Source organism: Polymorphospora rubra (genome assembly GCF_018324255.1).
GTDB lineage: Bacteria > Actinomycetota > Actinomycetes > Mycobacteriales > Micromonosporaceae > Polymorphospora > Polymorphospora rubra.
In genome coordinates, this window is sequence record NZ_AP023359.1 from 2,959,624 (window position 1) to 2,981,911 (window position 22,288).

Annotated in this window: 15 protein-coding genes (1 of these 15 cut by a window edge); 10 read left to right on the forward strand and 5 right to left on the reverse strand. The window is 70.6% G+C overall.

The window, feature by feature from the left end; all coding sequences use genetic code 11:
* From Prubr_RS13575 to Prubr_RS13585, 3 genes are all read right to left on the reverse strand, one after another.
* On the reverse strand, positions 1 to 7,471 hold the 5' portion of the coding sequence (locus Prubr_RS13575) for a non-ribosomal peptide synthetase (protein ID WP_212825423.1). The gene continues 6,137 nt to the left of window position 1, outside the view; only the first 7,471 of its 13,608 coding nucleotides appear in the window; the start codon lies at positions 7,469 to 7,471; its stop codon lies off the left edge, out of view.
* Positions 7,472 to 7,763: 292 nt separating this feature from the next.
* Entirely contained in the window at positions 7,764 to 8,432 is a 669-nt protein-coding gene (locus Prubr_RS13580; protein WP_212825425.1) for a hypothetical protein, read from the reverse strand.
* Between the two features lie 130 nt (positions 8,433 to 8,562).
* The gene (locus Prubr_RS13585; RefSeq protein WP_212825427.1) at positions 8,563 to 9,846 is read right to left on the reverse strand and encodes an MFS transporter; all 1,284 of its coding nucleotides are present in this window, start codon (positions 9,844 to 9,846) and stop codon (positions 8,563 to 8,565) included.
* A 110-nt stretch (positions 9,847 to 9,956) separates the two neighbouring features.
* Here Prubr_RS13585 and Prubr_RS13590 point away from each other — a divergent pair, with 110 nt between their 5' ends.
* Together Prubr_RS13590 and Prubr_RS13595 are read left to right on the forward strand one after the other, a co-directional pair.
* Positions 9,957 to 10,460 carry a DinB family protein gene (locus tag Prubr_RS13590; RefSeq protein WP_212825429.1) on the forward strand — a complete coding sequence of 168 codons (504 nt, stop codon included), beginning with the start codon at positions 9,957 to 9,959 and terminating at the stop codon, positions 10,458 to 10,460.
* A 50-nt stretch (positions 10,461 to 10,510) separates the two neighbouring features.
* Positions 10,511 to 10,831, forward strand: a complete 321-nt coding sequence (locus Prubr_RS13595; protein ID WP_212825431.1) for a hypothetical protein — start codon at positions 10,511 to 10,513, stop codon at positions 10,829 to 10,831.
* A gap of 71 nt (positions 10,832 to 10,902) precedes the next feature.
* Here the strand turns inward: Prubr_RS13595 and Prubr_RS13600 are convergent, their stop codons facing one another.
* Complete coding sequence (locus Prubr_RS13600) at positions 10,903 to 11,457, reverse strand: hypothetical protein (protein ID WP_246568651.1); 555 nt, start codon at positions 11,455 to 11,457, stop codon at positions 10,903 to 10,905.
* A gap of 623 nt (positions 11,458 to 12,080) precedes the next feature.
* Between Prubr_RS13600 and Prubr_RS13605 the strand changes: the two genes are divergently transcribed.
* Genes Prubr_RS13605 through Prubr_RS13620 form a run of 4 tightly spaced genes read left to right on the forward strand, consistent with a single transcriptional unit; the run spans position 12,081 to position 16,084 of the window.
* Positions 12,081 to 12,779 carry a tryptophan 2,3-dioxygenase family protein gene (locus Prubr_RS13605; RefSeq protein ID WP_212825435.1) on the forward strand — a complete coding sequence of 233 codons (699 nt, stop codon included), beginning with the start codon at positions 12,081 to 12,083 and terminating at the stop codon, positions 12,777 to 12,779.
* Positions 12,763 to 13,941: a tryptophan 2,3-dioxygenase family protein gene (locus Prubr_RS13610; protein WP_212825437.1), complete on the forward strand. Its 1,179-nt coding sequence runs from the start codon at positions 12,763 to 12,765 to the stop codon at positions 13,939 to 13,941. Before Prubr_RS13605 ends, Prubr_RS13610 begins: the two co-directional genes overlap by 17 nt.
* Positions 13,938 to 15,053 (forward strand): aminotransferase class V-fold PLP-dependent enzyme, encoded by a 1,116-nt coding sequence (locus Prubr_RS13615; RefSeq protein ID WP_212825439.1) that lies wholly within the window; start codon positions 13,938 to 13,940, stop codon positions 15,051 to 15,053. The genes Prubr_RS13610 and Prubr_RS13615 overlap by 4 nt, the downstream gene beginning before the upstream one ends.
* Positions 15,050 to 16,084, forward strand: a complete 1,035-nt coding sequence (locus Prubr_RS13620) for a methyltransferase (protein ID WP_212825441.1) — start codon at positions 15,050 to 15,052, stop codon at positions 16,082 to 16,084. Before Prubr_RS13615 ends, Prubr_RS13620 begins: the two co-directional genes overlap by 4 nt.
* 61 nt (positions 16,085 to 16,145) lie before the next feature.
* Here Prubr_RS13620 and Prubr_RS13625 read toward each other — a convergent pair whose 3' ends face one another.
* Positions 16,146 to 16,391: a hypothetical protein gene (locus Prubr_RS13625; RefSeq protein ID WP_212825443.1), complete on the reverse strand. Its 246-nt coding sequence runs from the start codon at positions 16,389 to 16,391 to the stop codon at positions 16,146 to 16,148.
* Between the two features lie 728 nt (positions 16,392 to 17,119).
* On the opposite strand from Prubr_RS13625, the gene Prubr_RS13630 reads away from it, so the two are divergent.
* The 4 genes from Prubr_RS13630 to Prubr_RS13645 are packed head-to-tail and all read left to right on the forward strand — an operon-like array spanning position 17,120 to position 22,249.
* On the forward strand, positions 17,120 to 17,812 hold the full coding sequence (locus Prubr_RS13630; protein WP_212825445.1) for a gamma carbonic anhydrase family protein: 693 nt from the start codon (positions 17,120 to 17,122) through the stop codon (positions 17,810 to 17,812).
* Between the two features lie 8 nt (positions 17,813 to 17,820).
* Positions 17,821 to 19,746, forward strand: a complete 1,926-nt coding sequence (locus tag Prubr_RS13635; protein ID WP_212825447.1) for an alkaline phosphatase family protein — start codon at positions 17,821 to 17,823, stop codon at positions 19,744 to 19,746.
* On the forward strand, positions 19,743 to 20,843 hold the full coding sequence (locus Prubr_RS13640; RefSeq protein WP_212825449.1) for a class I SAM-dependent methyltransferase: 1,101 nt from the start codon (positions 19,743 to 19,745) through the stop codon (positions 20,841 to 20,843). The genes Prubr_RS13635 and Prubr_RS13640 overlap by 4 nt, the downstream gene beginning before the upstream one ends.
* Positions 20,828 to 22,249 (forward strand): alkaline phosphatase family protein, encoded by a 1,422-nt coding sequence (locus Prubr_RS13645; protein ID WP_212825451.1) that lies wholly within the window; start codon positions 20,828 to 20,830, stop codon positions 22,247 to 22,249. Before Prubr_RS13640 ends, Prubr_RS13645 begins: the two co-directional genes overlap by 16 nt.
* Positions 22,250 to 22,288: the final 39 nt, after the last annotated feature.

Below are 22,288 nucleotides of genomic sequence, written 5' to 3' on the forward strand. Positions count from 1 at the left end.
TGACGGTGGGGTTGTCGGTGAGGTCGATGCGTAGGGCGAGGGTGTTGACGAAGAAGCCGATGAGGTCTTCGAGTTCGGCGCGGCGTCGGTTGGCGGTGGGGGTGCCGATGACGAGGTCATGCTGTCCGGACAGCCGGGACAGCACGATCGCCCACCCGGTCAGCAGGGTCATGAACAGCGTCCCGCCGTGCCGGGCGCTCAGCGCCTTGAGACCGGCGGTCAGTTCGGCGTCGAGGTCCAGCGTGAGGTGCGCGCCGGCATGGTCCATCTCGGCTGGCCGGGGTCGGTCGGTGGGGAGTTCGAGCAGGGTGGGTGCGTCGGTGAGGGCCTGTCGCCAGTACGTCTCCTGCCGGGCGAGTACGCCGTCGGCGAGCCACTGCCGCTGCCAGGCCGCGTAGTCGGCGTACTGCACCGGCAGGGCCGGCAGTGGGTCGCCCTCGCCACGGTGGAACGCCCCGTAGAGGATGCCGAGTTCCCGGGTGAGTACCCCCATCGACCAGCCGTCGGAGACGATGTGGTGCGTCGTCAGCAGCAGTACGTGCCGGTCCGGGGCGAGGACGATCAGCCGGCCCCTGATCAGTGGGCCGGTGGTCAGGTCGAACGGGGCGACGGTCTCGGCCTGCTGCAACTCGGCGAGGCGGGTGCCGGTGTCGGGGTGTCCGGTGAGGTCGTCGACGTGCAGGGTGAAGCCGATGTCGGGCGGGTCGATGTGCTGGTGGGCGTCGGCGCCGTCCGGCACGATCCGGGTACGTAGCACCTCGTGTCGGGCCACCAGCGAGTCCAGGGCCGAAGCGAGCGCGTCGCGGTCCAGCCAGCCGTCGAGGCGCAGCGCCATCGGCATGTGGTACGCCTGCCCGACGCCGCCGAGCCGTTCCAGGAACCACAACCGCTGCTGCGCGAACGACAACTCCACCGCGTTGCCACGGTCGACCGCGCGGATGGGCGGCAGCACGTCCCGTCCGTCCGGCGTCAGCCGCTCCACGAACGCGGAAAGGACCGGGGCCGCGAAGAGCGCCGCTGGCGAGACCTCCCGCCCCAGCGCCTGCCGGATCCTCGACACCAGCCGCATGGCGAGCAGCGAATGACCGCCCAGGGCGAAGAAGTCGTCGAACCGGCCGACCCGCTCGATGCCCAGCACGTCGGACCAGGTCGCCGCGATCATCGCCTCCAGCAGCCCGACCGGCTCCACGTAGCCACGCTGCCCGAACGCCTCCCCGTCCGGCGCCGGCAGCGCCGCCCGGTCGAGCTTGCCGTTCGGGGTCAGCGGCCACGCCGCCAGGCCGACGTACGCCGCCGGCACCATGTAGTCCGGCAGTTCGGCGGCGAGCCGGTCCCGCAGCACCCTGGCGCTCGGCGACTGCCCGCCGGCGCTCAGGTGGTAGGCGATCAACCGCTGGTGGCCACTGCTGTCGGGGCGGGCGACGACGACCGCCTCCCGTACCCCCGGGCACCGCGCCAACCGGGCCTCGATCTCGCCGAGTTCGACGCGGAAGCCACGGATCTTCACCTGGAAGTCGTCCCGCCCCAGGAACTCCAACTGCCCGTCCGGCAGCCGGCGACCCAGGTCACCGGTCCGGTAGAGCCGGTCACCGGGCACGAACGGGCTGGCGACGAAGCGGTGCGCGGTCAGCTCCGGCCGGTTCAGGTAGCCGCGGGCCACCCCCGCGCCACCTACGCAGATCTCACCTACCACCCCGACGGGCACCGGCTCGCCGGCCCCGTCGAGCAGATAGACCCGTACGTTCGGCAGCGGCCGGCCGATCGGCAGGCAGGGCAGGTCCGCCACACCGGTGGCCGGCAGCAGGTGACAGGTGCTGTCGACGGCCGCCTCGGTCACGCCGTACGCGTTGACGATCCGGACCTCCGGCCCGCACAGCGCCCGCAGCTGCACGGCGTTCGCCACCGTCCACGCGTCCGAGCCGCAGACCACCGTCTCCAGCCCGGCGAGGCTCCCGCCGACACTGTCCAGATAGCCCATCAGCGGATTCAGCACCGCCGGTACGAAGTCGGCGAAGTCCACGTCGTACCGGCGCAGCAGGGCGTACAGGCCGGGACCGTCGAGCAGCAGCGGACGCGGGCAGAGCACCAGCCGCCCGCCGAAACCGAGCGCCCGCACCACGTCGGCGGTGAAGACGTCGAATGAGAAACTCGCCATCTGGAGGTGCACCAGGCCGGGACGAAGGTCGAAGAGACGTTCCCAGGCGGCGGCGACGGCCACCAGCTGACCGTGTTCCACCATGACCCCGTTGGCGGCACCGGAGGTGCCGGACGTGTAGATCACGTACGCCAGGTGGTGCGCGGCCAGGTCGTCGACGACCGGATCGCTTTCCGGCAGGTCCGCCCAGCCGGCCGCGTCGAGATCGAGGTCGACGACGGGAGTGTCCATCCCGGCCAGCGCGGCACCCAGCCGGTCGCGGGCCGGACCGTGGGTCAGCGCCACGACCGGTGTGCTGTCGCGCAGCATGTAGGCGAGCCGCTCGACCGGGTAGGCCGGGTCCAGCGGTAGGTAGGCGCCGCCGGCCTTGAGTACCGCCAGCAGGCCCACCACCGTGTCGAGCGACCGCTCGACACAGATCGCGACCAGCCGGTCCGGGCCGACGCCCCGGCCGCGCAGGTGGTGCGCCAACCGGTTGGCCCGCGCGTTCAGTTCGCCGTACGTCAGCTCCTGATCGTCGAGGACCACGGCGACCGCGTCCGGGTCCCGCGCGGCCTGTGCCTCGACGAGCTGGTGCAGAAGCCGCTCCGGTGGATACGGCACCGTCTCGGCGTTGCCGTCGGCCAGCAGCCGGTGCCGCTCGGCGGGCGGCAGTACGTCGAGCCGGCCCGCCGCCGCCTCGGGCGCCCGCTCGAGCGCCTCGACCAGCGTCTCCAACGCCCGTTCGACCATTGCGCAGACCCGGTCGGCGGCGACCTCGGCGGTGGCGGCGACCGTCAGGATGAAGTCGTCACCCAGGTCGTCGACGTCCAGCGCCAGCGGATAGTTGCCGCGCTCCTCGGCGGCCAGGTAGGTGAAGACGTCCGAGCCGGCCGCCGGGACCGCGTCCGGCTCGGCCAGCACCTCGGCATGCCGGTAGTTCAGCAGGGCGGTGAACAGCGGGGCCGGCGGCGCCACCCCGCTGCACGACTGCGCCAATGCCAACGGCGCGTGCTCGTGCCGGATCAGCTCGGTCAGCGCCGCGTGGGTCCGCAGCACGCAGTCCGCCGCACCGGTCTCGCCGAGGGTGACCCGCAGCGGCAGCGTGTTGATGAACGGGCCGAGTACCCGGTCACTGCCGGCACCGCCCTGCATCCGGCCGAACAGGACGGTGCCGAACACCACGTCCTGCCGGCCGCTGGCCCGACCCAGCACCTGTCCCCAGGCGACGTGGAAGAGGCTGGTCACACTGACCTGCAGGGCCTGCGCCCGGTCGCGCAGCCGCGGTGCCAGCCCCGCAGCGAGGCGGATCCGGGCGTCGCGCATCGTGCGGCCGTCGCCGTGGATGTCCAGCAGGCCGAAGGGGGCGGTCGGCGCGTCGACGGTGCCGAGCATCCCGCGGAAGAAGCTCTCCTGCTCGATCCGGTCCACACCGCGCCGGATCCGCGCCACGAAGTCGCGGAACGGCAGCGGCGGCGGCAACCGGTCGCCCAGCCCGGCCAGGTGCGCCCGGATCTCGGCGTTGAGCTGCTTGAGCGAGGTGTTGTCGTCGATGATGTGGTGGATCAGCTCCAGCGCCAGCCACCGGCCGTCGCGCGGATCCCGGGCGACCAGCAGCCGCACCAGCGGAGCCTCGTGCAGCGACAGCCGGCCGTACCGCCGGTCGAAGTGTTCGCGCAGCTCCCGGCCCGGGTCGTCGCCCGCCGGTTCGAGTTCGATCTCCTCCACCGGCAGTGTCACCCGGCGCCACACCACCTGGACCGGCTCGTTGATCCCCTGCCACACCACGGCGGTACGCAGGATGTCGTGCCGGGCGACGACCGCCTCCAGCGCGGCCCGGTAGCGGTCCAGCCGCTCCCGGTCGGCGAAGGCGATGAGGCTGGTGACCAGGTAGGGGTCGCCGTCGCGGGCCATCAGGTGGTGGAACAGGATCCCTTCCTGCATCGGGGCCAGCGGATAGACGTCCTGGACGTTCGGCGCCCCGCCGGGCACCGTGGCGACGATCGCGTCGATCTCCGGCTGGCTCAGGTCGACCAGCGGCAGCATCTCCGGGGTGATCCGGGCGCAGCCGTCCGGGATCAGGTTGGGCGGCACCTCGACCTGCCCCGGACCGGCACCGACGGCGGTGGCGAGATCGGTCAGGACCGGCGCCCCGAAGAGCACCCGTACGTCGGCGTCCAGGCCCTGCCGGCGCATCCGTTCCAGCACCCGCAGCGCCAGCAGCGAGTGCCCGCCCAGCGCGAAGAAGTTGTCGTGCCGCCCGACCCGCTCGATGCCCAGCACCTCGGCCCAGATGGCGGCCAGCGCGGTCTCCGTCGGGCCGACCGGCTCGGCGTAGTTGCGGGACGCGAACGCCATCCCGTCCGGAGCCGGCAGCGCCTTGCGGTCGAGCTTCCCGTTGGCGGTGAGCGGCCACTCGGCGATCCGCACGTACGCGGCCGGAACCATGTGCTCGGGCAGGACGCCGGACAGCCGGGTACGCAGCGCGTCGGCGGTCAGCTTGCGGACCGAGGCGGTGTAGTAGCCGACCAGCCGGGTCTCGCCCGTGGCGTCCGTCGTGGCCAGCACCACCGCCTCGCGTACGCCGGGACAGGCGGACAGCTGCGACTCGATCTCACCCAGCTCGATCCGGAATCCACGGATCTTCACCTGGAAGTCGTTGCGCCCGATGTATTCCAGGCTGCCGTCGGCGCGGTGCCGGACCAGGTCACCGGTCTTGTAGAGCCGGTCACCGGCCTCGAACGGGCTGTCGAGGAACCGCTGCGCGGTCAGTTCGGGACGGTTGAGGTAGCCGCGCGCCACCCCCGCCCCGCCGACGTGGAGTTCGCCGACGACGCCGTGCGGCACCGGTTCGAGCCGCTCGTCGAGCACGTAGAGCCGCAGGTCGCCGATTGGCCCGCCGATCGGGCTGACCCCCGGCCGGTCGGCGTCGGCCGCCGTCAACGGCCGGTACGTCACGTGCACTGTGGTCTCGGTGATGCCGTACATGTTGACCAGTTCGGCGCGCCCGTTGCGCGGGTCGGCGTACCACGGCCGCAGCATCGTCGGATCCAGTGCCTCGCCGCCGAAGACCACCGTACGCAGCGCGTGCGACCGGCCCGTCTCGGCCTGCGCCGCGATCAGGCTGCGGAACGCGCTCGGCGTCTGGTTGAGGACGGTGACGCCCTCGTCGCAGAGCAGCCGGTGGAAGTCGGCCGGCGACCGGCTGGTCAGCCGGGGGACGACCACCAGTCGGCCGCCGTGCAGCAGCGCGCCCCAGATCTCCCAGACGGAGAAGTCGAACGCGAACGAGTGGAAGAGGCTCCACACGTCCGCCGGGCCGAAGCCGAACCAGTGCGCGGTGGCCGAGAACAGCCGTACGACGTTGGCGTGCTCGACCATGACGCCCTTGGGCTGGCCGGTGGAGCCGGAGGTGTAGATGACGTACGCGAGGTTTGCCGGGGTGACGTCGACACCTGGATCGGTGCGCGGCCCGTCCGCCCAGGCGGCGTCGTCGTCGAGGTCGATCACCGGCGCGGACGTCAGGCCGTCCAGCACCGTCCGGGTCGCACCGTGGGCGAGGACGACCGCCGGCGCGCTGTCGTCCAGCACGTACGCCAGCCGGTCGGCGGGATAGCCGGGGTCGAGCGGCACGTACGCGCCGCCGGCCTTGAGGACGGCGAGCAGCCCGACGACCATCTCGGCCGAGCGTTCCACGCAGATCGCGACCGGCGAGTCCGGGCCGACGCCGTGTTCGCGCAGGTGGTGGGCGAGTTGGTTGGCGCGGGCGTTCAGTTCGCCGTAACGCAGCGACCGCCCCTCGTACGACACCGCGATCGCGTCGGGTGCGGCGGCGGCCTGCTCCTCGAACAGCGCGTGCAGCGTTTGCCCGGCCGGGTACGAGGTCGCGCCGTCGAACGCGGCGAGCAACTGGCGGCGTTCGTCCTGGTCGAGCAGGGTCAGTTCGGCGACCGGCCGGTCGGGGTGGTCGACCATCTGGGTCAGGACGCGGTGCAGGTAGCGGGTGTGGCGGTGGGCGGTGTCGGTGTCGAACAGGGCGGTGGCGTATTCGAGGCTGCCGGTGATCCGCCCGTTCTCCTCGGCCAGCGACAGGGTGAGGTCGAACTTGGCGCCGGCCCCAGGGGAGCGCAGGGTGGTGACCTCGATGCCGGACAGGGCGAGGTCGTCCTCCTCGTTGTTCTGCCAGGCGAACATGACCTGGAACAGCGGTGTGTAGGCGAGGCTGCGGGTGGGGTTGACGAGTTCGACGACCTGTTCGAAGGGCAGGTCCTGGTGTTCGAGGGTGGTCAGTGAGAGGTCGCGTACGCGGTCGAGGAGTTGGGTGACGGTGGGGTTGTCGGTGAGGTCGATGCGCAGCGCGAGGGTGTTGACGAAGAAGCCGATGAGGTCTTCGAGTTCGGCGCGGCGTCGGTTGGCGGTGGGGGTGCCGATGACGAGGTCATGCTGTCCGGACAGCCGGGACAGCACGATCGCCCACGCCGTGAAGAGGGTCATGAACAGGGTGGCGCCCTGCCGGGCACCGAGTTCGTCGAGCCGGTTCGTGAGTGCGGGGTCGAGTTCGACGGTGACCTGCGCGCCGGCGTGATCCTGTTCGGCCGGTCGGGGCCGGTCGGTGGGGAGTTCGAGCAGGGCGGGCGCGTCGGCGAGGGCCTGCCGCCAGTACGTCTCCTGCCGGGCGAGTACGCCGTCGGCGAGCCACTGCCGCTGCCAGGCCGCGTAGTCGGCGTACTGCACCGGCAGGGGCGGCAGCGGATCGGGGTCGCCGTTGTGGTGGGCGGCGTAGAGGGTGCCGAGTTCGCTGGTGAGCACCCCCTGCGACCAGCCGTCGGAGACGATGTGGTGCATGGTCAGCAGCAGCACGTGCCGGTCCGGGGCGAGGACGATCAGCCGGCCCCTGATCAGTGGGCCGGTGGTCAGGTCGAACGGGGCGACGGTCTCGGCCTGCTGCAACTCGGCGAGGCGGGTGCCGGTGTCGGGGTGTCCGGTGAGGTCGTCGACGTGCAGGGTGAAGCCGATGTCGGGCGGGTCGATGTGCTGGTGGGCGTCGGCGCCGTCCGGCACGATCCGGGTACGCAGCACCTCGTGCCGGGCCACCAGCGAGTCCAGGGCCGAAGCGAGCGCGTCGCGGTCCAGCCAGCCGTCGAGGCGCAGCGCCATCGGCATGTGGTACGCCTGCCCGACGCCGCCGAGCCGTTCCAGGAACCACAACCGCTGCTGCGCGAACGACAGCCGCAGGGGACCGGAGCGGTCCGGCAGCGGCTCGATCTCGGTGGGGGGACGTGTCGTCCGGACCTGATCGGGAGCCGAATCACGGAACCGCTGATCGTCCGGCAACATGTGCCCCCTCGAGTCCTTGCTGCATGCCACTACGTGCCCTTGCTGACTTACGCCACGACATGCCCTTGCTGGCTTACGCCACAACATGACGTTCGTAAAGGTGAATTAACATTAGTTCAACCGGCAGGCTAAGGCCAGGGTGAATGCTCTGATTCACTTCGTCGGTCGGGTTCTTGCCAAAGGCTTGCCAGGCCCGTATTCCTGGGTGACTAATTTCGCCAACCACGAATAGCGAGATTAGTCAGAAAATCCCACTGAAATGGCACAGATACGCTCTGAAGTTGCCATGGGCTCAAACCGCGACCCGCCCCAGGACGTCGGCCAGACCGTCTCCGAGCCGCCCGAACTCCGTGCGGCCGGCATCCGCTGCGCCAGCGGGATCGGCCCGGCTCACCACCGCCAGAACGCGGGCCCGCACCAGGGCATCCGGATACGTCTCCACGTACGCCCGCTCGTCGGCGGATGCGAGTGCCGCCCCAATGGCATTCGCGTTTGCGATGGCATTGGCATTGGCGCACGCCTCGACGTTGGCACCCGTACTCAGATCTGCGTAGAACTGGGCGTACTCAGCCGTCTCGGCGGCGCTGTAGCCGTTCGCGGTCGCGTACGCGTGCGCGTTGGCGTAGGCCACCGCGTGCGCGTCGGCGTACGGATAGGCGGCCCGGTACAACTCACCCAGGACCGGCCGCAGCGCTCCGCTCCACTCCGCCGCCCCGACCCGGTCCCCGGCCGTCGCCCTCCGGCACAGTTCGACGACCATCTGATGTGGACCGTCGACATCGTCCGGTGCCGGTCCGAGCAACTGGGCGTGCCACTCGTACACCACCCGGAACGGCACCCGCCCGTCGAGCCGGTCGAGCATGTCCCGTATCCGCCCGGTCCAGTCCGCGACCGTGGCCGGATCCCGGCCCGCATCGAGCGCCGCGACCAGAGTCGCCAACCAGGCCGGTGGAACACCCATCCTCGTCACCTGTCCCCACTCGCCGGCCCGGGCCGGTCCATGGCGGTCCGTCCGGGGCCCTTCGGGTCCGGGCAGCTTGGCATGTGCCTCAACGCCCGGTCAAGGATTGTCGATTCCTGCGGATGGACGGCTACCCGGCAGCCTCGGGAACCGGTGCCGTCGCCGCCCGTTGTTCCGCCGTGAGCCCGTCGAGCCTGGGCGTGCGGGCGACCCAGCCGACAGCCGGCCGGGCGAAGACCGCGCAGAGCAGGAAGATCGCCGCGATGACCCACCAGCCCCAGCCGCCGGTCTGGATCGCGAGGAGCGTCAGGCCGACCGGCGCGAAGATGTCGGCCACCGAACTGATCGTCTGGGCCGTGCCGATGTAGACCCCGCGCGATGCCTCCGGTGGAACATCGGTCTGGAAGAACCACAGCGCCGCCGAGAACCACAGTTCGGTGGCGGTGATCAGCACCACGGCGAGGATGAGCACGGCGATCGTCCAGACGCCGCTGGTGATGCCGGACAGCGCCGCCACCGGGCAGGCGATCGCGGTGACCAGGGCGGCCCGGCGGAGCAGGCGGGCCGTGCCCGGCAGCGAGTCCGCACCGCGCGACGCCGGCACCTGGAGCGTGATCGCCAGCACCGTGTTGAGGGCCAGCATCACGCCGAGGATGGGCTTCGGGGCGTCGGTGTGCGTGATCGCCCACAGCGGCAGGATCTCGATGAGGATCACCGAGTGGAACATCATGATCGCGAGCAGGGCGGCGATCGAGACGTACGGGACGTCCTTGAACACCGCCAGCCGCGAACGGGTGACCTCCTTGTCGTGGTGGACCACCGGCGCGGCCGGCAGCCGGGCCACGATGAAGGCGTTCAGCAGTGCCATCGCCGAGTTGAGCAGCACCATCGCGACGAGTGCGGCGGTGGAGTCGAACGCCAGCACCAGGGCACCGAGTCCGGTGCCGACGGTGAAGCCGGCGTTGAGGTACGTCCGCGCGAAGGCCATCGTCCGTACCCGGTCCTTGGCCGGCAGCGCATCGGCGGTGTAGATCGTGCGGCCGGCGGTGGTGAACGAGTCGGTGGCGGCGGCCACGACCATCAGCACGACGAAGCCCGCGAACGACGGGACCAGGGGATAGACGGCAAAGGTCAGGGCCGAGCCGATCGCCCCGATGACCCAGGCCCGCTGCCCGCCGATCCGGTCGGCCAGCGCTCCCAGCGGCAGCGAGGTGGCCACGCCGGTCAGCCCCGCGATCGAGAAGCCGGCCCCGATCTGCAACGGGGTGAGCCCGAGGACGTGGGTGAAGAACACGAGGCTGCCGGTGAGGAACGAGCCGCTGCCGACGGCGAGCATGCCGGACTGGAACGCGATGACCCGCGGCAACCCCGACGGCGGCAGGAGTCTGGCTACGCTGAACCGGCTCCCACCCATGGTGCCGGTCAGACTACCGGGCGAAGCGCCGCGCCAATAGGTGTCGCCCTGGCTCTGTTCCGCGCGGACGACGGGCGGTGATATCGGCTGCGGGCACCTAGGCTGGGTGGATGTCGGAGGTGTGGTCCCGTGGCGACCTGCGGCCGCCGGGCATCGACGCGGACGAGAAGACGACGCTGCTCGGGTTTCTCGACTACCTGCGCGAGGCGGTGATCGCCAAGACGGTCGGTGTGGACGATCGGTCGGCCCGTGCCGCGGGGGTGCCGTCGGGTACGAGCCTGCTCGGCATCGTGAAGCACCTGACCGCCGTCGAGCTGAACTGGTTCGTGTGGGCGTACGCGGGCCAGGACGAGCCGCTGGCCGACGACGAGTCACCGCCGCACGCGGACGAGACGGTGGGGGATCTCGTCGTCGCCTACCGGGCGGCGGTGGCCCGCTGCAACGGGATCGTCCGCGACTGCGCCGACCTGGGCCGGCCCGGGGTCCGGTCGCTACGGGAGACCGACCCGCCCACGATGCGCTGGGTGCTCCTCCACATGATCGAGGAGACGGCGCGGCACGCCGGACACGCGGACATCATCCGCGAACGGATCGACGGCGCTGTCGGCCGGTGAGTCCACCCCCTCGTCCGGCTCCTCCACCACCGCCGCACCGGCGACCCCGGATGGCTGACGTTCTTCCGCAGGTCACGAGCGTGATGGTGGACATCCTGGATGAGCTCGGCGAGCCCGAACTCGCTGCGGCCCTGCCTGACCAGCGTTTCCACGGCCGGTGTCGCTGTCGTCCCGACTGCAGGTTCGCGCTGACCGCGCCACCTGGCAGTTCCGGGACGTACATGCTCTGGCTGGAGTCCGCCGACGAAACTCTCGGCGAGGCCGACCTCGACCCGGACTGTTCGATGGTCACCGCCTTCAACATCGATCATGTGACCCTCGGACTGCCGCCGGACTGGCTCGACACCGCCGACGCCGCTGTCCTGCCCTGAGCGAACTCCGTGGCCCCCGAGGATGCTCCGGTAGCCGGATCCCAACCTGCCGGCGCCTCGGGGGCGTGGCGTCACCAGCGGCTGGCGGGCTGCACGACCGCCGGGCCACCGGTGTGCGGGGTCGGGACGTAACCGCTGTGCGGCTCCGGCAGCGCTGCCAGGCACGCCGTGGAGCAGGCGTTGACCAGGAGTGGCAGGACATCGGTGCCGACCGGACGGGAGATCCAGACCTGGTGCAGTTCGTGGTCGACCGGCCCGGCGCAGACGCTGCAGGTCCGTACCGCTTCGGTGCCCCATACCGCGGGGTCGAGCGCGCCGAGGTCCGCCTCCCCGGCGCGGGTCACCGGTCGTAGCGCGGGAAACGGCGGCCGGAACTTGAAGTTGCCGTAGAGAGCGCGGGTGCTCACGGTGCTGTCGGTGATTCCCGTGCACCTGGTCAGTTCGTACGGATACCAGTGCAGCCGGTGCGACGTGTAGGGCTCGAACCTCTCCAGGCTCGTCATGTTCCCGATCTCGGGTGGGATGCGTACCAGGTTGGTGCCGTAGAGCACCAGGTGCTTCACGGCGGTGAGCTTCGCGATGGTCGGCGGCAGGGTGACGACCTGCCGCCGCTCGGGGGCACTCATCTCCACGAACGGCCTGAATACCGGCCGACCGTCCGCCGCCGCCTCGTCGACGAGTGCCAGCAGGTGTTGCCAGCCGGCCGCCCCGGTGTCCTGCCGTTCACCGTGGAAGGTGACGCGCGCCGGCCGCGTTCGCGTCGAGTGGCCGACGCATCGGCACACATCCCGGGAGCGCTCGCCCCCTCCCGGTCCGACAGCATCAGCGAACCGATTGGGAAACAACTGGGGCGTGGTCTCTTCGGCCGGCATCGGGCGAGCATAGCGATCGGCCGTGGAGCGTGGTTGTGTGAAGACCGCCCGCCGGGTATCGGGGCTTGATTCTTGCCCGAACACTTTCGGAAACGAATGGGCCGAAAGCCCGATGTTCCCCATCGGACATTCGGTTGGTGTCCCAGTGGCTGGACATCCGGCTCCCGGTGGGTTGGTCGGTCCCAGGCCGTTGACCGGCGCCGACGTGGTCGTCCGAGATATTTCTCACGTGCGACGCGGGCGTTACACCCATTGATTCTCGATAATGTCTCCGACTGATTTTCGCATTGGGGGTTGTCTCTGGATAACTGCGAAGCGATGATCCTGTCTGGGCCACGGGGGGTGGGGCCCGCCGCCGCCGATGGAAGGACCAATCCGTGAAGCGAGACACCCGACCTGTGCTGCCCGGGGACGGCGATAGCGACTACGCACGTTACATGCGTACCGATGTATTACTCGACCTGCAGCGACGGCCCGAGGAGACAGTCCACCGTGACGAGCTGCTCTTCCAGGTCGTTCACCAGTCGGCGGAGCTGTGGTTCAAGCTCGCCGTCGCCGAGCTGGCCGAGGCGACCGCCCGCGTCGACGCGGGGGAGCCCGCGCCGGCCGAACTCCACCTGGCCCGGGCCACACTCGCGGTGCGGCTCGTCACCGACCAACTGGACATGTTCCGGCACCTGAGTCCCGCCGTCTTCCAGGCGCTGCAACCGGCGCTCGGCAACGGCTCGGGAGCCGAGTCACCGGGCTGGCGACAGGCCCAGGCCGCGAGCCGCCAACTCGGGCAGGCGTTCCGCCGGCTGCTCGGCGAGCGCGGTACCGACCTGCCGACGCTGTACGCGGGCGACCCCGCCGATCCGGTCTACCGGTTCGGCGAGGCGATGATCGACTGGGACGAGCAGGTGGCACTCTGGCGGGTCAGGCACTACAAGATCGCCATCCGGGTCGGCAGCCACGGCGTCGTCGGCACCAAGGGCAGCCCGTCGGACGTGCTCGCGAGGCTCATCGACTACCGCTTCTTCCCCGAGATCTGGCAGGCGCGTGCGGACGTTGCCATGGGCGATGGTTCCCTTGCGTGAGCTGACGAACTGGCTGTCCGGCGGGGCCGACCCCGCAACCTTTCCCTACGACGAGGTGGTCGCCGAGTTCCAGCGCACCGGCAAGCACTTCGTCGACAAGGAACTGCTCGCCCTGCTCGACCAGTGTCGGGCGGTGGCCGGTCCGGCGGGGCTGCTGCGGACCTTTCTCGACATCGTCCTCGACAAGTGGGACAGCCGCTACGACTACCGCACCTACCTGGCCCTGCCGCTGCTGCGAATGCCGCGGCAGGACCGAAACGCGAACGACCGGCTCCTCGTCCAACTGATCGCCGACGCGCTCGCCTTCGAGGCGGCCGCCGAGACCGGCGGCACCGACCTGCTGCCCGAACAGCGTCCCGAACCGCCGCTGGTCACCAAGCGTTACCGGCTCGGGCTGCGGGCCGCGTCGCCCGTGCTGGCCCGGCTCGGGGTGCCGGCACCGCTCGGGGCACCGCAGCCGGCCGCCGCGCTGCACGCGCTGGTGGTCGCCGACCAGACCCCCGACGAGCGGCGCGACCTGCGGCTGACCATGCTGCCGGTCTACGTCGTGCACGACGAATACCTGTTCATCCGGGTGCTCCAGGCGTACGAGTGCACGTTCGCGTCGCTCGCCGCCGAACTGGAGTCGGCCGTCGCGGCCCTCGCCGACGGTCTCGTCCAGCCGGCGGCCGACCATCTCGGCCACGCCCGGGACCTGCTCAACCAGGCGGCACCCCTGTTCTCGCTGATCGCGACCATGCAGCCGGACTCGTTCCGCACCTTCCGGCTCTACACCGAGGGCGCCAGCGCCATCCAGTCCCGGTCCTACAAGCTCGTCGAGTCGCTCTGTCGTACGCCGGAGGTGACCCGTCTCGAGTCGCCCGCCTTCCGGTCGGTACCCGACATCCGCGAACAGGTACTGGCCGGGCAACCGTCGGTTGAGCAGGCGTACCGGGCGGCGGACCGGGCCGGGCTGCTACCGGCTCCCGACCGGCACCTGCTCGACGAGCGGATGGCCGACTTCGCCGCGGCGCTGCTCCAGTGGCGCCAGACCCACTACCGGATCGCGACCCGGATGCTCGGCACCCGCACCGGAACCGGATACACCGAGGGCACGCCCTATCTGGCCGCCGCCCGGTCCATACCGGTCTTCGGCCCGGAAAGCGGAGGCGAGGCCCCATGACCGCGATCCGCGCCGAATTTCCGCTGCTGGAGACCTGCGTCTATCTCAACAGCAACTCGACCGGGGCCGTGCCACGCGCCGCGCAGGCCGTCCTCACCGACTACTGGCAGACCCTGCGTACGTGGCGCGACGACGTCTGGCAGGGCTGGCACGAGGGCCTCGACCGGTATGCCGACGGGCTGGCGGCGTTCATCGGCGCACCCCCGGGCAGCGTCGTCACCGATGCCAACCTGAGCACCCTCCTGGCCCGGATCGCCTCCTGTTTCGACTACCGCGCCCCGCGCAACCGGATCGTCACGACCGACCGCGAGTTCCCGACGATCCCGTTCGTCTGGCGCGCCGCCAGCCGGTACGGCGCCCACCTTGACGAGGTCGGCGACGGCGGACCCCGGATCGACCAGGACGCGTTGGAGGAACGGATCGACGAGCGGACGCTGCTGGTGTGCGTGCCGCACGCCAGCTTCTCCTCCGGCGCGACGGTCGACCTGGCCCGGCTGGTCAAGCACGCCCACGATGCCGGGGCGCTGGTCGTCGTCGACGCGTTCCAGAGCGTCGGCATCATGCCGCTCGACGTGACCGCGCTCGGCGTCGACTTCGTGCTCGGCGGTTCGCACAAGTGGATGTGCGGCGTCGGCACCGCCTTCCTGTACGTCCGCCCCGACCTGGCCCCGACACTGCGGCCGGCCGCGACCGGATGGCAGGCCGGCGACCGGGCGCTGACATTCCAGCCGTCGACGGGGTTCGCGCCGGGGGCGCAGCGGTTCGCCGGCGGCACCCCGTACCCGCTCACCTCGCTGATCTCGCAGATCGGCCTGGACCTGCTCGCCGGGGTCGGCATCGACGCCATCCGGAAGCACTCGCTGGCCTGCACCGACCGGATCCTGGCCCGGGCCGGGGCGGCCGGTATCCCGGTGGTCAGCCCGGTGGAGCCGCACCGCCGCGGCGGCGTCGTCTGCCTCGACGTCCCCGACGGCGAAGCGGTCAAGCGGCGGCTCGCCGCCCGCGACATGATCTGCAGCTGGCGCGGCTACCTGCGGATCGGCCCACACATCTACAACACGCTCGACGAGGTCGACCGCTTCATGGACGCGCTGGAGGACGAATGTCGATGAGTACCGTGCCGCTGTCCCACCGGGCGCTGATGAGCCTGCTCGCCAACGGCGCCAAGGCGATGGACGTACTGGAGACGGCCCTGACCATCGGGTTGCTCGACGAGCTGGAGAAGGGGCCGGTCAGCCTCCAGGAACTCGCCACCCGACTCGACGTGCTGCCGCCCCGGCTCTACAAGTTCCTCGACTGTCTGGAGAGCCTCGGGTTCGTCGACCGCGACGAGCCGACCGACGACATCGCGCACGCCACCTACCGTGCCGATCAGGGGCTCGCGGCCGCCGCCGAGGCGGTCGTCGGGCCGAACGCGATCGAACGGGACCGCGACCGCTACCCGTGGCGGACCCTGCACGGCCGGCTCGCCGAGAGTCTTCGCGGTGCGGTGAGCATTCCCGCCGACGACTTCGCCTTCCCGCCGACCACCGCCGAGCAGACCGCGGCGTTCGAGCGGAGCATGGCGGTCGGGCTCGGCCCGGTCGTCGAGACGTTCCAAAGCCACGCCGGGCGGCTGTGGGGCGGCCGGCGTCGCCTGCTCGACATCGGCGGCGGCGACGGCACGCTCGCCACGCGGGTGCTCGAACAGGCCCCGGATCTCAAGGTCGACGTCTACAACCTGCCGGCGGTGGCGCCGCTGGTCGAACAGACCCGGAACCGGTGCGCCGACGCCGACCGGCTCGGGTTCGTGCCCGGCGACTTCCTCGCCGAGCCGCTGCCGGACGGCTACGACGCGATGGCCTTCGTACGGGTGCTGCACGACTGGCCGACCCCGGTCACCCGCCGGCTGGTCGAGAAGGCGTACGCGGCCCTGCCGCCGGACGGCCTGCTGCTGATCTGCGAGGAGTTCCGTACCCCGGACCGGCTCGCGATGCAGTTCTTCTGGACGTACTTCCAGATCGGCGCCGACAGTTCCGTCAGCCGGCTACGCGACGTCGACTTCTACACCGGCCTGCTGGCGGAAACCGGCTTCGACCGGATCGCGGTGCTGCCCGGCACCTGGGAGGTGGTCGTCGCCCACAAGCCGGCCGACCGGAGCTGACCACCACCCGGACGGGCCCGCCCGACACCGGTCGGGCGGGCCCACGCCAGGTGTGCGGGGGTCACATGTTGAGCAGCAACGTGCCGATGATGGTCCCGATCACGGCTGCCGCGACGCTGGCGGCCGCCGCGTACCAACCCAGCGGCTTGTCGCCGAGGACGGCGCCGATGACGCCGAGGACCAGGCCCAGGACGCCGAACAGAAGCGGCGACAGCAGGAGCGCGAGCCCGGCGAACACGAACGCGACGATCGTGCAGATACGGGCGGCGGAGGTGCGTGACCGGGCGGGGCTCGTCAGGTTGGCCATTGCGTCTCTCCTTCGAGGACTCGTCGTCGGGTGTCGACTTCCGTACCCAGCCGGCCCGGCGCCTACTCCCCCGGTCGTTCCGGCCGGCGAGCGGGTGCGCGGCGGTGGCCGGGCGAGGCGGTTCGGGAAGACCGATCGGCCATTTGCGATCAGGTTAATTCTTGACTACCGGCCGGTCGGCTATTGACGCCGGACATTTCAGCGTCGAAAATCAGCGGCACGTTCGGGGTTGCCCTTTGCGGCGGTCCACCGTGATTCGGTGTCGACCGTGTCCACGTCTTGGCCGATATGGCGGTAAGGGTGCCCGTCGACCGGCTCCGGAATGGATCGTGCCGGCCCTCCTGGTGAACCACTCTTCGCTGCGGAGGAGATCCGCGCCGCGGTTACATGCCGTCTCTGTCGCACTCTCCCCGGTCTGTCCGAAAAGCGACTGGGTGCGGCCTGAGCTGCTGGAATGTTTCGTCCGTAGGCGCGGCACGTGGGGTCCGGGCGGCCGCTGGCGGCCCTGATTCGCGGCCCGACCAGGGTTTCTGTCACGAGCCTGAAAGACTTGATCTCTAAAACGGAGATCAATGGTTAACCGTTGCTGCGGTCGGAGCGGGGCGGTAGAGTCCGAAAGCGAGGTCGGTTGTTAGGGCCTCGGATAAGTTTTGTTTTCTGTTTCCTCAAGTTCGAGGCCCGTTCCGGAAATAGCGCCGTCCTCCGATTTGTGTTGGGGGGATATGTCCATGCCGAATCCGCGCGATTCCCTGGCCGGGCGGGTCGGCCACGTGGACCGCCCGGACCAGCCCACCGAGGTCGACGGCGACCTCACGACGAGCGTCTTCCGACGGTCGATCCGGGGTCGATCGCCGCAGGTGAGCGTCGACGCCTACGTGGCGCCGACCGCCGTGCTCGCCGGTGACGTACGGGTCCTGGCCGGTGCGGTCGTCCTCGACGGTGCCGTCGTGACGGCCGAGTCCGCTCCGGTCGTCATCGGCGAGGAAGCCATCGTGATGGAGAACGCGGTCGTACGAGGTGCCGGCCGGCATCCGGTCGACATCGGCGGACACACCCTGATCGGCCCGGGCGCACACGTGACGGGAGCCCGGATCGGCGCCGAGTGCATGGTCGCCACCCGGGCGAGCGTGTTCAACGGCGCCGTGATCGCGGACGGTGTCCTGGTCGCCGTCGGGGCGATCGTGCACGTCGGAACGGTCCTGCCGGAAGGCTCCGTGGTGCCGATGCAGCACATCGCCGTGGGCGACCCCGTCCAGGTCCTCCCGCCGCACGAGGCGGACGCCGCGCACGACCTGGTCGACCGCATCGGGTTCACCGCCGTCGCCTTCGACCACGACACCACCGGCCTCGACCTGCGGCAGTGCATGTCCTGGCTCTGCGGTGTCTACGCCCCCGCACTCCGCCGTACCCACGCGCCGTGAGGAGCACCGTGTCCAGGCTGTTCATGCTCGGTATCGACGGGCTCCCACCCGCGACCCTGCGCCGCTTCGTCGAAGAGGGCATCCTGCCCAACTGCGCGAAACTCTTCGCCGACGCGGCGTGCCTCGAGGTCACCCCCACGCTGCCGGCCCTGACCTCGCCCGGATGGCAGACCATCGCCTCCGGCGCCCACCCGGGCACCCTCGGGATCAGCAACATCCTGCTGCCGACGCTCGGCCGGGCGCCCGATCACATCCGCAACGGCTTCGACCGGTCGCTGTCGCGCGGCGAATACCTCTGGGAGGTGCTCGCCGCCGAGGGCGAGCCGGCGATCGTGATGAAGTATCCCGGCAGCTGGCCCCCGAAGGTCGAGGCGGACCACCTGATCCAGGTCGACGGCGCGGGCGGGTACGCCGACATCACCTGCTCCTTCGAAGAGGTCTCCTCCACCTGCTACTCCTGCGGGTTCGAGATACCCACCTCGCAGGCCCAGGGCTGCTGCTCGGTCCCGCACGGCTACGACGACCACTGGCGCGTCGACAGCGCCACCGCCTCGGGCTGGACCCCGGTCGTCGCCCGCGACCCGCTCAACTGGACCGGACTTCCCGCCGGTGCGGCGCCCGGCTTCGAGACCGTACTCACCCTCACCCCGGCCGGGCAGCGCCGCCGGCGGCTGCTGCACGCGCTGGCCCACACCCGGGACGGGCAACCCCGGCTGCTGGTCAGCACCACCAAGGACGGGGGCGACCGGATCACCGAACTCGCCGTCGGCCAGTGGTCCGACTGGATCCACGACGAGTCCGGCCGGGGCAGCTACGCCTACCGGCTGAAGTTGCTGGAACTCGACGTCGAGCGCCGGGTGCTCCGGCTCTATCGCAGCGAGGGGCACCGCACCACCGGCTTCACCCGCCCCGGACCGGTCGCCGACGACCTGCTGCGCGAGGTCGGGCCGGTCGCGGAGTGGACCGGCACCTTCGACTTCATGAACGGTCTCATCGACCTCGACACCCAGCTCGAGATCTACGACCGGCACACCCGGTGGGTCGAGGACGCACTGCGGCAACTCGCCGGTCGGCGACCGTGGCGGGGCGCCTTCGTGCACTGGCACGTCGTCGAGTACGCCCACCACATCGCCGGTGCCGCACTCGACCCTGACCACCCGCGACACGACCTCGACCAGGAGCGCTACCTGTCGTTCCTCCGCGACACCTACCGGCTGCTCGACCGGCTGGTGGGCACGGTCGCCGAACTGGTCGACGTCGACGACACCCTGGCCCTGGTCAGCGACCACGGCCACGACACCGTCCACAGTCTCTTCTTCATCAACGACTTTCTGCGCGAGCGGGGCTTCCTCGCCACCGGGCCGGACGACACCATCGACTGGTCCCGAACCCGGGCGTACGGCCTGTTCCCGGGGCTGATCCTGGCCAACACGACCAGCCGGTGGTCCGGTGGAATCGTCGCCGAGGAAGAGGTCGAGCCGCTCCGGCAGGAACTCACCGCGGCACTGCGGTCGCTCGTCGACCCGAGGACCGGCCGCCCCGTCGTCAGCGCCGTGCTCGGCCCGACCGAGCTGCGGGCGTACGGCCAGCACGGCGAGGCCGCCCCCGACCTGTTCTTCGCGATGGACAAGGGATACGAACCGGCGACCCGGCTACGGCACGACGCACCGGCGTTGTTCGAACTGACCATCCCGGGCGCCGAACTGACCAGCGGCCACGGATCGTTCCACCCCACCTCCGCGTCGGCGGCGACGCTGGCCCTGATCCGCAACCCCGAGCTGCGGGGCGGATCGGTCGGTCGCTATCCGGTGGCGATGGTGGATCTGGCTCCGACATTCGCCGCGCTGATGGGTGTCCGACCGCCGCAGGGCTGCGACGGCCGGCCGCTCGACTTCCACGCCTGCGGCCTGACCATTAAGGAAAGCGCGGAATGAAGTCCCAGGAGAGCCTGTTCACCGCAGCCATCGAGTCCGCACACATCTTCGACAACGCCGTCCGCGAGGTGTCCCAGACCTCCGGCCTGCTCTCGGCACTGACCCACTTCCAGACCGTCGACGATGTCGTACGCCGGCTGGCCTTCCGGGCCGAGCGCACCGAACAGGTACGGCACCTGCTGAAGGTCCTGGTCGCCACCGGCGCCGCCGAGGAACGGCAGATCAAGGGCCAGACCGTCTACCGCGCGGTCAAGCAGCCGGCCACCGCGCTGCCGGAGCGCTATCAGCCCCGCTACGAGAACCTGACCTCGTGGTACGGCGAAGGCCACGCCGAACTCATCCGCAACGGCAACAAGGGCATGCTCGGCGACGATCTGTCGTTCATGCGCTCGCCCGACGCCGCCATCGCGTTCAACCGCGACTTCGAACACGCCTGGCGCACCAACCTGCAGAACCCGCTCTACGAGTTCGGCCGGATGATCGCCGTACGCGAACTCGCCTCGCGCGGCCACCGCTTCCTCGACCTGGCCTGCGGCCCCGGCTTCGGGGCGATGCGGCTGGCCGAGTTCTCCGAGCAGCCGGCCACCATCACCTGCGTCGACAAGTCGGCGGACTTCCTCGACATCGCCCGGACCAACGTCTACCCGCAGGCGACCGTCACGTTCATCGAACGCGACCTGAACACCGGCCTGCCGCCGGTGGTGCCCGGCTCGATCGACGGCGTGCTCTTCAACGGCGCCTTCCACTTCATGCAGGACCAGCCGGCCCGGCTACGGGAGATCTGGCAGGCCCTGCGGCCCGGCGGTGTCTTCGTCCTCGGGCACTGCTTCAGCTACAGCGGCTTCGCCGACGAGGCGATGCACGACTTCTACTTCTCGCTGCTGCGGGACAAGGCGTACGTGCTGCCGTGGGCCACCCTCAAGGACGTCGTCACCGAGGTCGGATTCTCGATCTTCAAGGAACTGCACCGCGGCAGCCACAGCTACCTCATCGCCGAACGCCCGGTCGGCGCCGTCGGCCCCGCGATCCAGACCGACTTCACCGACCTGGCCGCCCAGGTGAAGGTCCTCGGGGGTGATGCATGCCAAGAGCAATGATCATCGGGCTGGACTGCCTGGTGCCCGACGTGCTCGAGGCACCGATGGACACCCTCATGCCCACCGTCGCCGGCCTGGCCCGGCGCGGCATCGGCGGCGTCCTGCGCAGCACCCTGCCGCCGATCACCGTACCGGCCTGGACCAGCATGCTGACCGGCCGCGACCCCGGCGAACTCGGCGTCTACGGCTTCCGTAACCGGCGCAGCTTCGGCTACGACGACCTGGTCATGGCCAACTCGACCTCGGTACGCCTGCCCCGGCTGTGGGACCGGCTCACCTCGGCCGGGCGGCCGAGCATCGTCGTCGGCGTACCGCAGACCTCCCCGCCACCGGCCATCGACGGGGTGCTGGTCTCCGGCTTCGAGGGACCGATCGCCGGTGGGGCGTACACCCACCCGGCCGGCCTGGCCACCGAGATCGACCGGGTCGTCGGCGAATACCTCTTCGACATCCCAGACTTCCGCTCCGCGGGCCTTCCCGACGTGCTGCGGACCGCCCGGCTGATGACCGAACGCCGTTTCACGCTCATGCGCCACCTGGTGACCACCCGCGACTGGGACTTCGCGATGCTCCACGAGATCGCACCCGACCGCATGCACCACTGCTTCTGGCGCTACCACGACGAGCGGCACCCCGGACACCCGCCGGACTCGCCCTACCGGGACGCGATCCGGGACTACTACCGGTTCCTCGACGAGCGGGTCGCCGAACTGATCGACGCCGCCGGGCCGGAAACCGCCGTTCTCGTCGCCTCCGACCATGGCGCCACCGCCATGCACGGCGGGGTGTGCGTCAACGAGATCCTGCGCGAGGCCGGGCTGCTGACCCTGCGTGCCGAGCCGGACGGACCCACCCCGCTCACCGCCGACATGGTCGACTGGTCGCGCACCAGGGTATGGGGCGAAGGTGGCTACTACGCGCGGATCTTCCTCAACGTGGCCGGCCGCGAACCGGCCGGAATCGTCCCCCGCGAACAGGTGCCCGATCTGATCGAACAGATCCGCGACCTGTTCGGCGTCACCGACCTCGGCCCTGCCGGGATCCTGCGCAACGCCGTCCACACACCCGCCGAACTCTACCGCCGCGTCCGGGGAATCCCGCCCGACCTGCTCGCCTTCTTCGGCGAGGAGAAGTGGCGGGCAATCGGCAGCGTCGGCTTCGGACAGCGTTGGGTACGGACCAACGACACCGGCGTCGACGAGGCCAACCACTCCCGCAACGGGATGTTCGCCCTGGCCGCCCCCGGCCTGGCCGCCGGCGCCCCGCGCACCGCCTCCATCCTCGACGTCACGCCGACGATGATCGACCTGCTCGGGCTCGACCCGGATCCGACCCTGCCCGGGGAGAGCCTGCTCGCCCACCAGCCGTTCGCCCTGGCGGCCGACCGCGGCGAGGTGGATGCATGACCGAGCGGAGCGAGGGAATCAGCCGGCCCACAAATGGTC

Excerpts from the sequence above, each read along its gene's own strand:
- Prubr_RS13595 (WP_212825431.1), top strand. The coding sequence starts at position 10,511 with ATGGCTGACGTTCTTCCGCAGGTCACGAGCGTGATGGTGGACATCCTG.
- Prubr_RS13625 (WP_212825443.1), bottom strand. The coding sequence starts at position 16,391 with ATGGCCAACCTGACGAGCCCCGCCCGGTCACGCACCTCCGCCGCCCGT.
- Prubr_RS13585 (WP_212825427.1), bottom strand. The coding sequence starts at position 9,846 with ATGGGTGGGAGCCGGTTCAGCGTAGCCAGACTCCTGCCGCCGTCGGGG.
- Prubr_RS13600 (WP_246568651.1), bottom strand. The coding sequence starts at position 11,457 with ATGAGTGCCCCCGAGCGGCGGCAGGTCGTCACCCTGCCGCCGACCATC.
- Prubr_RS13630 (WP_212825445.1), top strand. The coding sequence starts at position 17,120 with ATGCCGAATCCGCGCGATTCCCTGGCCGGGCGGGTCGGCCACGTGGAC.
- Prubr_RS13610 (WP_212825437.1), top strand. The coding sequence starts at position 12,763 with ATGGTTCCCTTGCGTGAGCTGACGAACTGGCTGTCCGGCGGGGCCGAC.
- Prubr_RS13580 (WP_212825425.1), bottom strand. The coding sequence starts at position 8,432 with ATGGGTGTTCCACCGGCCTGGTTGGCGACTCTGGTCGCGGCGCTCGAT.
- Prubr_RS13615 (WP_212825439.1), top strand. The coding sequence starts at position 13,938 with ATGACCGCGATCCGCGCCGAATTTCCGCTGCTGGAGACCTGCGTCTAT.
- Prubr_RS13590 (WP_212825429.1), top strand. The coding sequence starts at position 9,957 with ATGTCGGAGGTGTGGTCCCGTGGCGACCTGCGGCCGCCGGGCATCGAC.
- Prubr_RS13645 (WP_212825451.1), top strand. The coding sequence starts at position 20,828 with ATGCCAAGAGCAATGATCATCGGGCTGGACTGCCTGGTGCCCGACGTG.
- Prubr_RS13620 (WP_212825441.1), top strand. The coding sequence starts at position 15,050 with ATGAGTACCGTGCCGCTGTCCCACCGGGCGCTGATGAGCCTGCTCGCC.
- Prubr_RS13640 (WP_212825449.1), top strand. The coding sequence starts at position 19,743 with ATGAAGTCCCAGGAGAGCCTGTTCACCGCAGCCATCGAGTCCGCACAC.